The sequence below is a fragment of the Prescottella sp. GW823-FHT02E09 genome (genome assembly GCF_058797375.1).
Map to the genome: position 1 here is coordinate 389006 of NZ_JBXAJP010000006.1, position 14535 is coordinate 403540.

General features: G+C 66.8%; 13 protein-coding genes. 12 read left to right on the forward strand and 1 reads right to left on the reverse strand.

Annotated features, from left to right (window positions below; genetic code table 11):
* Positions 1-22 precede the first annotated feature (22 nt).
* The 3 genes from AC1RIF_RS18055 to AC1RIF_RS18065 all read left to right on the forward strand — a co-directional run bounded on the left by AC1RIF_RS18055 (position 23) and on the right by AC1RIF_RS18065 (position 5052).
* Positions 23-703, forward strand: coding sequence for an eCIS core domain-containing protein (locus AC1RIF_RS18055; RefSeq protein ID WP_492602722.1), 681 nt, complete (start codon positions 23-25; stop codon positions 701-703).
* Positions 704-1482: 779 nt separating this feature from the next.
* Positions 1483-4569 carry a phage tail protein gene (locus AC1RIF_RS18060; protein WP_492602723.1) on the forward strand — a complete coding sequence of 1029 codons (3087 nt, stop codon included), beginning with the start codon at positions 1483-1485 and terminating at the stop codon, positions 4567-4569.
* A gap of 228 nt (positions 4570-4797) precedes the next feature.
* Entirely contained in the window at positions 4798-5052 is a 255-nt protein-coding gene (locus AC1RIF_RS18065; RefSeq protein ID WP_492602724.1) for a hypothetical protein, read from the forward strand.
* Positions 5053-5259: 207 nt separating this feature from the next.
* On the opposite strand, the gene AC1RIF_RS18070 is transcribed toward AC1RIF_RS18065, so the two are convergent.
* Positions 5260-6006 carry a DUF2510 domain-containing protein gene (locus tag AC1RIF_RS18070; protein WP_492602725.1) on the reverse strand — a complete coding sequence of 249 codons (747 nt, stop codon included), beginning with the start codon at positions 6004-6006 and terminating at the stop codon, positions 5260-5262.
* A gap of 123 nt (positions 6007-6129) precedes the next feature.
* On the opposite strand from AC1RIF_RS18070, the gene AC1RIF_RS18075 reads away from it, so the two are divergent.
* From AC1RIF_RS18075 to AC1RIF_RS18115, 9 genes are all read left to right on the forward strand, one after another.
* Positions 6130-7665, forward strand: coding sequence for a phage tail sheath family protein (locus AC1RIF_RS18075; protein ID WP_492602726.1), 1536 nt, complete (start codon positions 6130-6132; stop codon positions 7663-7665).
* A 28-nt stretch (positions 7666-7693) separates the two neighbouring features.
* The gene (locus AC1RIF_RS18080; RefSeq protein WP_114723716.1) at positions 7694-8146 is read left to right on the forward strand and encodes a phage tail protein; all 453 of its coding nucleotides are present in this window, start codon (positions 7694-7696) and stop codon (positions 8144-8146) included.
* Entirely contained in the window at positions 8139-8591 is a 453-nt protein-coding gene (locus AC1RIF_RS18085) for a hypothetical protein (protein WP_492602727.1), read from the forward strand. Before AC1RIF_RS18080 ends, AC1RIF_RS18085 begins: the two co-directional genes overlap by 8 nt.
* Positions 8588-8746, forward strand: a complete 159-nt coding sequence (locus AC1RIF_RS18090; protein WP_181818907.1) for a DUF6760 family protein — start codon at positions 8588-8590, stop codon at positions 8744-8746. Before AC1RIF_RS18085 ends, AC1RIF_RS18090 begins: the two co-directional genes overlap by 4 nt.
* Positions 8747-10488: 1742 nt before the next feature.
* Positions 10489-11187 (forward strand): hypothetical protein, encoded by a 699-nt coding sequence (locus tag AC1RIF_RS18095; RefSeq protein WP_492602728.1) that lies wholly within the window; start codon positions 10489-10491, stop codon positions 11185-11187.
* 27 nt (positions 11188-11214) lie between these two features.
* Positions 11215-11655, forward strand: a complete 441-nt coding sequence (locus tag AC1RIF_RS18100) for a phage tail protein (RefSeq protein WP_492602729.1) — start codon at positions 11215-11217, stop codon at positions 11653-11655.
* Entirely contained in the window at positions 11652-12413 is a 762-nt protein-coding gene (locus tag AC1RIF_RS18105; RefSeq protein WP_492602730.1) for a CIS tube protein, read from the forward strand. Before AC1RIF_RS18100 ends, AC1RIF_RS18105 begins: the two co-directional genes overlap by 4 nt.
* Positions 12413-14224 (forward strand): VgrG-related protein, encoded by a 1812-nt coding sequence (locus tag AC1RIF_RS18110; protein WP_492602731.1) that lies wholly within the window; start codon positions 12413-12415, stop codon positions 14222-14224. Before AC1RIF_RS18105 ends, AC1RIF_RS18110 begins: the two co-directional genes overlap by 1 nt.
* 25 nt (positions 14225-14249) lie before the next feature.
* Positions 14250-14531: a PAAR domain-containing contractile injection system baseplate protein gene (locus AC1RIF_RS18115; RefSeq protein WP_492602732.1), complete on the forward strand. Its 282-nt coding sequence runs from the start codon at positions 14250-14252 to the stop codon at positions 14529-14531.
* The last annotated feature ends 4 nt before the right edge of the window (positions 14532-14535 follow it).

Consider the following 14535-nt stretch of genomic DNA (forward strand, 5'->3'; position numbering starts at 1 on the left):
GCTCGAGCAAAGGAACTGCGCCATGCGCGAACACCGATTCGACAACGACGAGGCGGCGCTGCGCCCGAAATCGGCTCGACTCGACGAAACCTCGACGTCCGGACCGATCGGGCCCGCTGCTGCCCAGGGCCGCCCGGACATCCTCGGCCGGGACGGGCTGCTGGACTTGCAGCGGGCTGCGGGCAACGCCGGCGTCAGCGCGCTCGTCGACGACGAGCCCTCCCCCGTGCACGACGTCGTCGCCGGCGGGGGACGTCCGCTGGAACCGGATGTCCGCGCCGACATGGAATCTCGCCTCGGTCACGACTTCGGCGACGTCCGCGTGCACGACGACGCTGCCGCGAACCGGTCGGCCAGTGCGGTACACGCGCACGCCTACACGGTCGGATCGAACGTGGTGTTCCAGCGCGACATGTACAACCCCGAATCCACCGACGGCCGGGTCATGCTCGCGCACGAACTGACGCACGTCGTGCAGCAGCGGAGCGGGCCGGTGGACGGGACACCGGCGCCAGGTGGGATCAACGTCTCCGATCCGTCGGACCGGTTCGAGCGGGAGGCGGCCGCCAATGCCGAACGTGTCGTGGGTCCCTCAGCCCCGGTTCAGCGGGACGAGGCAGAGGAGGAGCCGGAGGAATCCTCTGTTCAGGGCAGATTCGTCCAGCGCGAGGAGGAAGAGGAGCCGGAGGGGACGGGCACCTGAAGTCCAGCAGCCGCGGTAAGGACGAGGACTGGAAGCCAGCTATGGGGCAGGTCGTTCGACTGTCGACGACGCGGGACTCGACCACGGTTCGAGAGGCGACCCGACCGCCCGCCCGCGTACGCTACCCAGGTCACATGGCTCAACTGTTCGCGCTGCAGCGGGAAGCGGGCAATGCCGCAGTCACCGCCTTGCTCGCCGGACGCGCCCGGACAACCGGAGCCGACCGGACAGCGCAGATCGATTCCGCGCTGCGAGAGGCTCGGCGTGAACCACCGCATCTACCGACAGTCGAGTCGGGCCTGCGTCAGGTCAGATCAGTGGGGGTGGCTGTCGACCTCGACGGCGCCGCCCGGAAGCCTCCGGCATCTGCACTGACAGTGGCGGGTACCGGGCTCGATCCAGGCGCTCTACCGACCCACAAACCCACCCCACCCCCGAAAGCGACCTCCCCACGCTCCCCGCTCGCGCGTGCCGGACGCAGCCCAACACCTCGCCGACCGCCCGGTCCGCTCGTCGCCCATCCAGTTCTCCCGCCACTCTCGTCTGAGACCCCCTCCCCTCTCCCCTCACATCAGCGCCTTCAGCCGCCCATTCCTCCCGAGCCTGTGCGACCCGAAGACGATCCCGGATTCGGCCGCGTTATCGAGTCGACAACCGCTTTCGCTCGGTCAGCGAAGGCACACCCTCCCGCCAACGCAAAGGCTCGAGAAGCGCAGGCCGCGGCGCTGGCTCCGCCTGGTGACCTCGACAGCCAGGCCAAGGCTGCAAAGGCCGACACGATGGACGCGCAGCAGGCGGGCACATTCGATAAGAAGGCGTTCATTGCCGCGGTTAAGACGGCGATCGAGGCGAAATCACCACGGACCCTCGACGACGCCGACAAATACGCCAAATCTGGCCAACCCGAGCAGGTCAAGGCCGAGGTCAAGGGCATGATCACCGGGGGCACCAAGGAATCCGCGAGGAACATCTCCGCGGCGACCGAGGCCGCGCCGGACCAGTCGACGGCGGTGCCGAAGGCGGTTTCACCAATGCCCGCCGAGCAACCGGGCGCGCCGACGACGGTGCCCGCAGCCGGCGCGGTACCCAAACCGGCACCATCCGGGCAACTCAATCTTGCTGCTCGCGGCCGCGATGTCGCCGGGACGATGGCGGATGCCGACGTCACCGAACCGCAGCTCGCCGAGTCGAACGAGCCTGCCTTCCAGCAAGCATTGCAAGCCAAAGGGCAAGCGGCAACGCACTCGGCAACAGCACCCACCCAGGTGCGCGCAGCCGAGACACAGATACTCGGCCAGGCGAAGGCCGGGGCAACGGAGTCGACCGGAGCCGCAGTCACCGGCATCCATGGAGCGCGGGTCGCCACCCTCGGGCAGATCACGGCCGTCAAGGCCTCCACCCAGAGTAAGGACGAGGTGAAACGCGCCGAGGTCACTACCCGAGTGCAGTCGATCTACTCGGCGACCGAGGGAGACGTGAAGAAGATCCTCGACGGGATCGATCCGAAGGTCGACAAGGCATTCGAACAAGGCGCGGCGGCGGCACGGTCGACGTTCGAGGGTTATGTCGCACGAACAATGGATACCTTCAAACGTGACCGCTACGGCGGTTGGCTCGGCGGATGGAAATGGCTGAGGGACAAACTCTTCAGTCCGCCTGCCGAAGTGAACGAGATCTTCCAGGCCGGACGAGAGATCTACCTGAAGGCGATGGACCAGGTCATCTCGCATGTAGCAGATGTCGTGGCGACCGACCTTTCCGCAGCGAAAACTCGGATTGCTCAGGGACGCCGAGACATCGCGGCTTACATCAAATCGCTCCCCGAGGATCTGAAGCAGGTGGGCGCGGCCGCAACTAAGGACGTGGGGGAGAAGTTCGACGGACTTGAAACCTCGGTAGACGACAAGTCGAAGTCACTCGCCGAAGATCTCGCAGCAAAGTACGTCGAAGCGCGGGGTGCGGTCGACGAGCGGATCACCAAGATGCAGGCCGAGAACAAGGGCCTGTGGGACCATGCAAACGACGCCATAGGCGGCGCGATCAAGACGATTCTCCAGCTGAAGGAGATGCTGCTGAGCGTGCTGTCGCGGGCCGCGAATGCGATAGGCACAATCATCCGGGACCCGATCGGGTTCCTCCGTAAGTTCGTCAACGCGGTCAAGACCGGAGTCATGAACTTCGTCAGCAATGTCGTCGAGCACCTCAAGAAGGGGCTGAAGGCGTGGTTGTTCGGGGCACTCGCCGACGCGGGGGTCGAGATTCCCGAGACGTTCGACCTCAAAGGAATCATCTCATTGGTTCTGTCACTACTGGGCCTCACGTGGAACGCCATACGCGCACGGATCGTCAAGGTCGTCGGAGAACCAGCCATGGGTGCGATCGAACGTGCCGTTGACTTCGTCAAAGCTGTTGCTACCGAGGGCATCCCGGGACTCTGGCGGTGGATCGCCCAGAAGCTGACAAATCTCAAAGATACGGTGATGAGCCAGATCAAGGATTTCGTCATCACAAAGATCATCACCGCCGGAATCACTTGGCTGGTATCGCTACTCAACCCTGCCGCCGCGTTCATCAAGGCCTGCAAGATGATCTACGACGCCGTAATGTGGTTCGTCGATAACGCCGCCCGACTCAAGGATTTCGTCGACTCGATCCTAGACTCGGTGGAGTCGATCGCTTCAGGCGGAGTCGGAGCCGTCGCCGCACACATCGAGAATACGATGTCGAAGACGGTACCGATGTTAATCAGCGGGCTTGCAAGCCTGTTGGGCATCGGCGGAATCGCCGACAAGATCAAGAAGGTGCTCGAGGCGGTTCAGAAGCCAGTCGGCAAGGTCATCGACTGGCTGGTTGGAAAGGCCGTGAAGTTCGGCAAGAAGCTGATCGGAAAGCTCAAGAAGTCGAAGCTCGTGAAATCGGCGAGGGCCAAGCACAAGAAGGTGAAGGCAAAGGTCCTGGGCGGGGATGACAGCCCCGAAGGAAAGCAGAAGCGTCTCGATGCCGGAATGAAGTCGGGCGTTGCGGCCGCAAACCGATTCGCGGGCAAGGTCGTCGGTGACCGGATTCTGCGTCCGCTCCTCGGAGCGATCCGAGTGCGGCGCGGGTTGTCGGTGCTCGAACCCGTGCAGCACGGGGAGCACTGGGCGGTCCACGGGGAGGTGCAGCGGGCGACGGCAACGACAGATGCGAAAGCTCCTAAATCGAAACTGCCGGCCGACAGCGCAAGTGCTGACGCCATACTGAAGCGATTGATGGGACCGCCACCGCTGAGATTGATGCTCGCACTTGACTACCTCTCTCCCGAAACACACGCGTTCGTTCAATACCCCACGCGTACGATGGAATTCAAGAACTCGATGGGACGCCACGCGGAGTACGCATTCAACGACGACGTCCGCCAGAATCTTGCAGCCCGGGCAGGCAAAAGTAGGTACCCAAGAGGATCAACAGTCCCGATCATCCTACGAATGAACCGAACACCCTGCGACCGCTGCGCCGCCGCGCTTCAACAACTGCAGGTGGCCACAATTGATGGACGCAGGATCGCACTCACCATAGAGGCCACGGCCCTATATGGCGGAAGGAAGTGGGAATCAAAGCTGCAAGAAGGAAATATACCGAAGCGTCAGTTAGTGCCGATTCCGAAGACCAGCCTGAAGTCACTAGCATCGCTTGCTGCTGCCGGCGTCAGATTGGGAGTGTGGCGCATCTGGGATCATGTCGGACTCGATGTCCTCTCGTCCATCGGACTAGGCGACCTCTCACCTGGGGTACTGAAAAGTAATCAAAGGTGCGCTGAGCAGCTCGAAGGGGCCCTCAGGGAGGCACAGCGGCTACTGACACTTCCTTCTCGGCGAACACATTGACTCGCATCAGAGGACGCTCGGCCCGAAACTAGGATCGCAACAAACCTTTTCGCTTCTTGAGAGAGGCGCTGGTGAGCTATGGTCATCAGCCAAGGTCACCGCTATTGATGAAACTCCAATGCCCGAAGAGGCACCGATCCATGGCCGACCCGACGCCCGCACGACTGCAACGCACTCTCCAATACGCGAGTAATCAACCTCATCGCGCCCCGCGTCCAGGAGGCAACCATGCCGACCTGCCTGTCCCCCGGGTTATACGTCGAGGAAGTCGCCTCCGGTTCCGATCCGATCGAGGGCGTCGGCACGGCGGTTGCCGCGTTCGTCGGCCTCACCGAGTCCGGCCCGTTCAACAAGCCGACGCTCGTAACCAATTGGACCCAATTCACCAGTACCTTCGGCGGATTCGTCGACGGCGCCACGCTCGCCCGCTCGAAGTTCGGATATCGCAGAACGGCGGCCAGGTCTCAACACCGGTCGAGCTGAAAGGCCCTCCTCAATAACGGACGTCGATCTGGCCGACTCTTTGCCGATCGGCTGTACTCGCAGCGGCGTATTGGCTAGCCACTCTGACTCTTCAGCGGCGTGCTCCGTGCCGCAATATTGGAGAGCAAGAGCAACCATGTACCAACCGAGCCCGAAACGGGCAGGACCGGAGGCGTCGATACAACGATGCTCGTTCACCCCTCGGCACTACCGCTCCTCATCGCGTCTGCGTTCGCGTTCGTAAAGGACAAAGAACAACGCAAGCAGGCAATCCGCCGACAGTTGCCCTTCATCGGGCGAGGACAGCTCTACCCGTCGCGGTCGACTGCCGAGCGAGTCGTAGTGAATCCGCATGGGCCCGATGGTCCGTACTCGGCTGCCGAGCGTGTCGTAGTCCACCCGGAATGGACCGATTTGCCGCAAACGGCTACCGAGTGTGTCGTAATGCAGATCCCAGGCGCCGAGGCGCGATGGACGGCTTCCAAGCATGTCGTATTCGACCTCGAGACGCTCGATTTGCCGAAGACGGCTGCCGAACTTGTCGTACTCCAGGCGCCAGTCACCCACTTTGCGCGGGCGGCTGCCGAGCCTGTCGTACGTCAGCTCGACGGACCCGATCGCGTGCAGCCGACTTCCCAGTCGGTCGTAGCTCAGGTCGATCTCGGACGTGGCGTCAGGTGGCTGCGATTGGTAGATGTGCTCAGTCCATTCCCTACCGTCCCAGTAGCGTGCTTGCGCCCTGTTCGATGGGTCGGTGTACCACCCTGGCGCCTTCTCCATGGGGATCCAATCGAAGAACTCTTCGCATACATTTCGAGATCGGGCGCAATGCGCCTGATGGACAGCCGTCGCTGGCACATGTGGAGCGAGCTGGTACAAGCCGGCGGGCAGCACCCAATTCAGACGATAGCTCAGTGCGACAGTGCCACACAGCTTCACAAAGCTCGACTTCACGGCTCTGATCCGTGCCCGATGGGGCACCGATCAATGACCAGGCAGGCGTCCGTTGGCAACTGCTCAGGATGCAACGGCACGCGCAGAATCAACCTCATCGCGTCCCGCGTCCAGGAGGCAACCATGCCGACCTACCTGTCCCCCGGGGTCTATGTCGAGGAAGTCGACTCCGGTTCCCGTCCGATCGAGGGCGTCGGCACGGCCGTTGCCGCGTTCGTCGGCCTCACCGAATCCGGCCCGTTCAACAAGCCGACGCTCGTAACCAATTGGACCCAATTCACCAGTACCTTCGGCGGATTCGTCGACGGTGCTGCGCTCGCCCGCTCGGTGTTCGGATACTTCCAGAACGGTGGCGGAATGTGTTACGTCGTCCGCATCGGCGTCGACTACGACACATCGAACGACAACCCCACACCGAAGGACGTGGAAAGCTCTCCACCACAAGGCGTTCTGGGCAACCTCCGGGTGATGGCACTCGATCCTGCCGCACCGAGCGGCAGCCTCGACGTCGAGGCCGCCGCGGCCGACGGCGACGCCCCGGAAGGGTCCTTCAAGCTCGTGGTCCGGCGCGGCGGCGAAGTGGTCGAGGAACACAACGGCCTCACCGCCGGACGCGGCAAGACCGGCGCCCAGACCGTCGTCAACGCCACCTCCAAGGTGATCCGCCTCGAGGCGGTCACCGGCAAGACCGTCGAGGACACGAAGCCCGGAATGACCACGGCACTCGAGGCACCGCCACCACCCGCCGCGAAAGTCCCGGCCCGGCTCTCGGGCGACGACTACGTCGGCGACGTCGCCGACCGCAGCGGGTTCTCCGGGCTCGAGGCGGTCGACGAGGTCACCATGGTGTGCATCCCCGACCTGATGACCGCCTACCAGCAGGGCGCCATCGACCTCGACACCGTGCAGTCCGTGCAGCAGTCGATGATCGCGCACTGCGAGCAGATGGGCGACCGGATGGCGATCCTGGACCCGCCGCCGGGCCTCAACGCCCAGCAGGTCAAGGAGTGGCGCGTCGACAAGGCCGCCTACGACTCGAAATATGCTGCACTGTACTGGCCGTGGATCGGGAACGGCGACGGCGAGTACCTGCCGCCGTCGGGCTACATCGCCGGCATCTGGGGCCGCAACGACGACACACGGGGTGTGCACAAGGCCCCGGCCAACGAGGTGGTCCGCGGCGCGGTCAGCCTGGAAACCCAGATCACCCGCAACGAGCACGATCTGCTGAACCCGTGGGGCATCAACTGCATTCGGTCCTTCCCGGGACGCGGAATCCGGGTGTGGGGCGCCCGCACCCTCTCCTCCGACCCGGCCTGGCGGTACCTGAACATCCGCCGCCTGTTCAACTACCTGGAGGAGTCGATCCTCGGCGGAACCAGCTGGGTGGTGTTCGAACCGAACGACCAGGCGTTGTGGGCGAAGCTGCGACGGACCATCGGAGCCTTCCTGGTCAACGAGTGGCGGCGGGGCGCCCTGTTCGGCACCACTCCGGACGAGGCCTTCTTCGTCAAGTGCGACGACGAGACGAACCCGGCGGAGGGCATCGATGCCGGAGAGGTGGTCTGCCAGATCGGGGTCGCCCCGGTGAAGCCCGCCGAGTTCGTCATCTTCCGGCTCTCCCAGTTCTCGGGCGGCACCAGCCTGGTCGCCGAATGATCCGATCGATCGAAAGTGAGGTGCTCCCATGGCCCTTCCCGAATTCGACAGCTCCGTCGGCCACTCGTTCGGGCTGGAGTTCGACGGCATCCAGATCAAGTCCATCACCGAGGTCACCGGCCTGAAGATGGAGCAGGATGTCATCGAGTACAAGTCGAACTCGGCCGCGGACGGCAAGTATCTGGTCAAGAAGCTGCCCGGGCGGTGGAAGGCCGGCGAGGTCACGCTCACCCGCCCGCTCACCGAGGACAACAGTTTCGACAAGTGGGTCAAGGATTCTCAACTCGGGAAGATGGGCGACGTTCGCAAGGGCGGCGCGATCGTGGTCTACGACTACGAGGGCAGCGCCGTCAAGCGCTACAAGGTGACCAACGCGTGGCCCAAGAGCCTCGAGGTGAACTCTCTCAAGGCCGGCGACACCAGTGTGCTGACCGAGAAGCTGGTCCTCACCTACGAGCGCTGCGAGGTCGAGGGTGCGTAGGACCAACGCGGCCGCGGTGGTGGACGGCCCCCACGACGACATCCGGGGTGCCGCGACCGAACCGCCCCGGGAGCGCCTGCAGACCGAGTTCTCGTTCGTGCTGCCCCGCGGCTTCGTCGACGCCGACGGCGCCGTGCACCGCGAGGGGACGATGCGGCTCGCGACCGCGCGCGACGAACTCGTCACGCAACGCGACGACCGGGTCCGCGAGAACCCGACCTATCTGACGGTGGTGTTGATCGCACGGGTGGTGACGCGACTGGGCGACATCGACGACGTCCACGCGGGCATCGTGGAATCGCTGTTCGCCTCGGATCTGGCCTTCCTGCAGGACCTGTACCGACAGGTGAACCAGGAGGGACACACGCTGGCCGGCGTCGCCTGCCCGTCGTGCCACCACGAGTTCACCGTCGACCTTTCGGGTGGGCGCCTGGGGGAATCGTGACGTACGGGACCGACCGTCTCTACGAGGAGCTCTCGTACGTCGCACTGCACTTCCACTGGTCGCGTGACGAACTGCTCGACCTCGAACACCACGAGCGCCTGCGCTATGTGGCGACCATCCGGCAGCTCACTGCCGACGACACGGCGGGAAGGTGAGAGCGGTGCGGTGGTGGCCGTGGCGAACACAAAGGCCCCCGGAGGCCCCCGCACCCGTGCGGGCGCCGGATCCGCAGTGGCACAGGCTCCGCCCGCTCGCTCCCGTCGTCTCGCGCATCCCGACCAGCGCGGGGTTCGCCTCCTTCACCGCCGGGCTGAGCATCGCGACCGATCCGAGTGTCACCGGCCCCCTGTCCCCCACCGTGGATCTCGCCCGGCCGCTCAGCCGACTCTTCGCCGGGGAACCGCCCCCGCGACAACGTCCCGCCCCAGCGACCCCGACCCCCGGCACGCGCACCTTCGTCCAGAGGCACAGCGGTGCGGCCGTTCTCGGATCCGCGCCTCCGGACATCACGACGGATCCCGAGCCCCCGACCGGACCCGGGGCGTCCGACCGGCCGGTGATGACCGTCGCTCCGACCCCGGAACCGCGACGGCGTCTCGCCGTGTCCCGCGCGGCTGCGATCGACCCCGACGCGTCTGCGACCACCCCCGCACCGGTCGACGTCCCCGGCACGGGCGATGTCCCGCAGGCACCGACGGATCCGATGGACCCCGAACCGTCCGCACCGAGCGATGGTTCAGCGACCGATATAGTCCCCGGATCCGAGTCCACCACAACCGAATCCGTGCCCCGGCCGGCCACCCCCGACCCACCCGGACCGGACGCGTCGCCGTCCACACCGGACACACCCCGCGCCGCGCCGGATACGCCGACGCCGGTCCGCCCGATTCCTGGTCTTCGCGGCTGGGCCCAGCACGTCGCCGCACCGTCCGCACTGCCGGCACCGTCGGTACAGACGGCCACTTCTGCACCGGCAGCACGCGAGCCGGTGCCACCTGTCACGTCCACTCGGGCGGCACCCGAATCTGGGCCACCCGCAACGGCGCCCTATTCCGTACCTCGGCCGATGCCCCACGAGTGCACGCCTCCGCCGACAGGCTCGGAACGGGCACGACCAACTGCTGCCGGAAGCTCACCGGCGGGGACCCCGCCGCCCGATGCGGCACTCCCACCCACGACCAGCCGACACGAAGTCGGGACGCCGATCCACCCCGACACGCAGGCGCCGATCCCGCTCCAACGAACAACGGGGCAGAGCACCGAACCGATGGAGGTGCGCGCCAACCGCGCCAAACACTCCGCACCGGCGCAACGCCTGCCCGACGATTCCACCAGACCCGTGGACTCCACGGACTCGCCCGCAGCACGCCCCGCGCCGCCGACGCCGCCCGTGGCGGCCTTCCGCCTTCCCGCGCACACCGAGGCGACCGTAGCGAACGAGGTCGGCCCACCCCGCCGGGGCGACCGGGTGACGCATGACTCGTCCAGTCCGCCCGGCCCCGCAGCCGCCACGGCCCGCAGCGACGGAATCAACAGCAGGGCCGACGCAACGACCTTCCCTAACCCCGCGGGAACGCCCTCTGCGCCCACCGTCTCCCGCAGCCCTGCGGGAACACCATCCACCCCCATCACCTCCCGTGGCCCCGTCCCGACCCCGCCCACGCCTGGCGCCCCCGCCCACTCGCGAAACACCGTCGATCGCACAGTTCGACTGCAGCGCAGCACTGTCCGAGATCGCTCCGAATCACAGCCCGAGGCCGGCCCCGCGTCTGCTGCCGAGCCCGCAACTCGCCCAACCCAGGCACCGACAGACGCCGCCCGCACCGCCGCACCGCACGACAGCGACCCCATACCCACACTCCCCCGCACGGCGGCCCCCGCACGTCCCGACACGACCGTGCAGGCCGCCCGCGCCGCCCAGCTCTCCCTGCCGCACGAACCCGGAACCCCGCCCGGACCCGCCGCACCGACGGTGCAGCGATCCGGGATCCCGATCCGGATCCCGCGCACAGCCATGCCCGACCAACTGCCGCGCCCGACCGAGACCACCCCCGAATCGACTCGCGCCGCCGGTGAATCCGTGTCCTTCACGCAGATGTTCGCGGCGATGACCGGCAGTAGTGTGGCGGACGGCGCCGGTCGTCCGGCCGCCACCCCGACGCCGCTGCCGATCCAGCGTGTCCCGCTCCCGCACGACTCCCACACGACGGCCCGCTCGTCGGAGCACATTTCACGCGAATCAGTCACCGCCGAACCGACCCCGACACCTCGGGCGACGCAGCGGAGCCCGTCACGACCACCGCTCCTCGCCGATCCGACCCGGCCGACCGTGTTGCCCCAGGCCCCGCTCCAACAAATCGAGGAACCCGACACCCCGCCCGAGGCGACGCCACCCGAGGCCACGCCACCCGCCGCGGCCGAAGCGCCATCCTCCGTCGCCGCCGCGCCGCCGGCGCCGTCCGGGTCGGCGCCCCCGGTCGGCGGCGGACCGTCGCTGGACGAACTGGCGCGCCAGTTGTATGAACCGCTCGCGGCCCGGCTGCGAGCCGAACTCTGGTTGGACCGCGAACGTTCCGGACTGCTCACGGACCGGTGACGCCGACCCGTCACGAAAGGAATTGCCATGGACGACACCGACCCCGCGGTCAGCGTGTGCTTCTCGGTGACGGTCGACTCCTCCCCGCTGGGTAACTTCACCAGCTGTGAGGGCCTGGGCTTGGAGATCGTGCTCGAGCAGCGGGAGGAGGGCGGCAACAACGGGATGGTGTGGCAACTGCCCACCCGGGTGAAGTTCAGCAACATCAAGCTCTCCCGGCCGGTCGGCAAGGACAGTCACCTGCTGTCCAACTGGGTCAACGACGTCGTCAACGGGTTCGCTCCCACCACCGCGAAGATCGCGGCGATGAACACCGAGGGCAGCGTCGTCGCCGAGTGGTCGCTGTCCGGGGTGGTCCCGGTCCGGTGGACCGGGCCCAGTCTCACCCTCGAAAGTCCCAAGGTGGCCACCGAGACGCTGGAGATCGCCCACTGCGGGATCCGTGGGACGGACAGGAGCAAGTCGTGACCGAGGCAGTCGCCATCCGTTCCGACGGCGCCGACACCAAGCCGGGTGCCCGGAACAACGCTGCGGGTGCGCAGGTACATGCGAGTCTCGAACTGTACGAGCCGACGAAGGCTCCGGGCGGCAGCCAGCCCGGCGGCCACCTCGGAAGCATCGACTTCCAGTTCAACCCCAAGGAGGTGACCATCGCGAAGGCGGCGAAGTGGGGCAGCAAGCCGACGAAGGGCGCCAAGAAGGCCGGCCCACCGGAGTTCCTGGGCTCCGAGCCGTCAAAGCTCAGCCTCGAGATGTTCTTCGACGCGTGGGAGACGCAGGACAACAGTGTGGTGACCCGGGTGGACGCGTTGATGAAGTGCTGTGTACCCACCGAGAACACCATCGGTACCGCGAAAGCCCTTCCACCACTGGTCATCTTCACCTGGGGCGGATTGAAGAGCTTCCCCGGCTTCGTGACCCAGGTGAGCGCCAAGTTCACGCGCTTCTCGTCCTCGGGGGTGCCGATCCGCGCGGTGTGCACGGTCAACCTCGAGGAGATGCCCGGCGGTAAGGGTGGGCAGAATCCGTCCTCCCAATCCGTCGCCGCGCGCTCGACCCACACCATGGTCGCCGGCGACTGCCTCCCACTGCTCGCGCACGCCGAGTACGGCGACGCGGCGCTGTGGCGGAATATCGCCGCATACAACGGGATCGACGACCCGATGCGCATTCCGGACGGGACCGCGGTGATGCTGCCCGCCCGTGACGATCTGATGAGGATGTGATGACGGTGCCGACGACCGGCGGGTTCCAGATCACGATCGACGGTTCACCGGTGCCCGAGGACGTCTCCGTCCTCCTGGTGTCCGCCTACGTCGACACCAACCTGCGCGTCCCCGACTCGTTCGTCCTTCGGTTCCGGGATCCGGACCGAACGGTGGTCTCCAAGACCGGCGTCACGATCGGCGCGAAGCTGACGATCACCGTCGTCACCGACAGCCACCCCGAGTCGGAACGTCTCGTCGCCGGCGAGGTCACGGCACTCGAGGCCGAACACGAGGCCACCGGCACATTCACCATCCTGCGCGGTTACGACCAGGCGCACCGACTCTTCCGCGGTCGTCACACCGAATCCTTCACCCAGGCCACCGCTTCCGATGCTGCCACCGCCGTCGCACGCCGGGCGGGTCTGGCCCCCGGGCGGATCACACCCTCCCCCACCGTCTTCGATCACATCTCCCAGTGCGCGGAGACGGACTGGGAGTTCCTCGACCGTCTCGGCCGCGACATCGGTTTCGAGACCACGGTGCGTGACGACGAACTCAACTTCGGCCCGCCCGAACGTGCCTCGACCGCACCGGACGGGAAGGCGAAGAATCCCCTGGTGCTGCGGTTCGGAGAGGACCTGGTGCGGCTGCGGTCCGTGCTCACGGCGGCCGGGCAGGTGGCCCGGGTCGAGGCGAGGGGCTGGGACGTGAACACGAAACGGCCGATCGTCGGAACCGCCGACGCCGGAACCCTCAGCGCGGAGATCCCCGGAGCCACGCCGGCCGACCTGGCCGCCGCCGTCGGGAACCCGACGTTCACCGGCGTCGCACCCACCCACCGCACCCAGCCCGAGGCGGACTCCGCCGCGAAGGCGATCGCCGAGCGGATCGGCGGTACGTTCGCGGAGATAGAGGGCGTCGCGCGCGGCAATCCGAAGGTGCGCGCCAACGTCTCTGTGTCCCTGCAAGATCTGGGAGCACCGTTCGACGGCAAGTTCCGGCTCACCACCGCACGGCACCGCTACGACCCCTCGACGGGATACACCACGACCTTCACCGCCTCCGGCAGACACGACCGCGGTCTGCTCGGCCTCGTCGGCGGCGATGCCGTGGCGGGGGTCGGGCGCGGCGTGGTCGTCGCACAGGTCACGGACGTGAACGATCCCACCGGCAGCGGCCGCGTCAAGCTCAAGTTCCCTTGGCTGTCCGACGATTACGTCAGCGACTGGGCACGCACCCTCCAACCCGGCGCGGGCCTGGCTCGCGGGACGATGCTGCTACCCGAGGTGGGCGACGAGGTCCTGGTGGCCTTCGAACAGGACGCCACCGAACGGCCGTACGTGCTGGGCGGTCTCTACAACGGGATCGACACCCCGCCGACCGAGGGGATCCCGGTCGTCGACAGCGGTTCCGGTGAGGTCAACCGGCGCTCGTTCGTCTCCCGGCTGGGGCACCGCGTCGACCTGCACGACGCGAAGGGACGCACCGAGGGGATCAGCATCGGCACCGCCCAGCGCACCTGCTTCCTGGACCTGGACGCGGTCGGAACCACCGTCACCGTCCACAGCGACGGCACCGTGACGGTCGCGGGGGCGAAGGGTGTCACCGTCGACGCCGGGACCTCGCCGCTCACGCTGAAGGGTCACACCGTCTCCGTGCAGGCGACCAACGGGGTGACGGTGGCCGGTGGCACCGGGGCGGTGTCGGTCGACACGAAGGGCCGCGTCGACCTGCGCGGGTCACAGGTCGCCATGCGCGCCAACGCCACCGTGGACGTCCAGGCGGGCGGCCCCTGCACCGTCAAGGGCCTGCCGATCAAGCTGAACTGACCTCGTACGGAGAGGAGGACCGGACATGCCACCCGCGGCACGGGTGGGCGACGCGACCGGCCATCCCGGTGTCGTCGGCCCGCCCGGAGAACTCACCGTGCTGATCGAGGGCCGCCCGGCCGCCACCGTCGGTACGCCCCATGTCTGCTCGTTCCCGCCGCCCACCGTCCATCCGCCGACTCCGCTGCTTCCGCCCGGCTGTCCGACGGTGCTCATCGGCGGGAAGCCGGCGGCCCGGGTCGGGGATCTCTCCGGATGCGGAGCACCGATCATCATGGGCGCCCTGACCGTACTGATCGGAGGTTGACGCG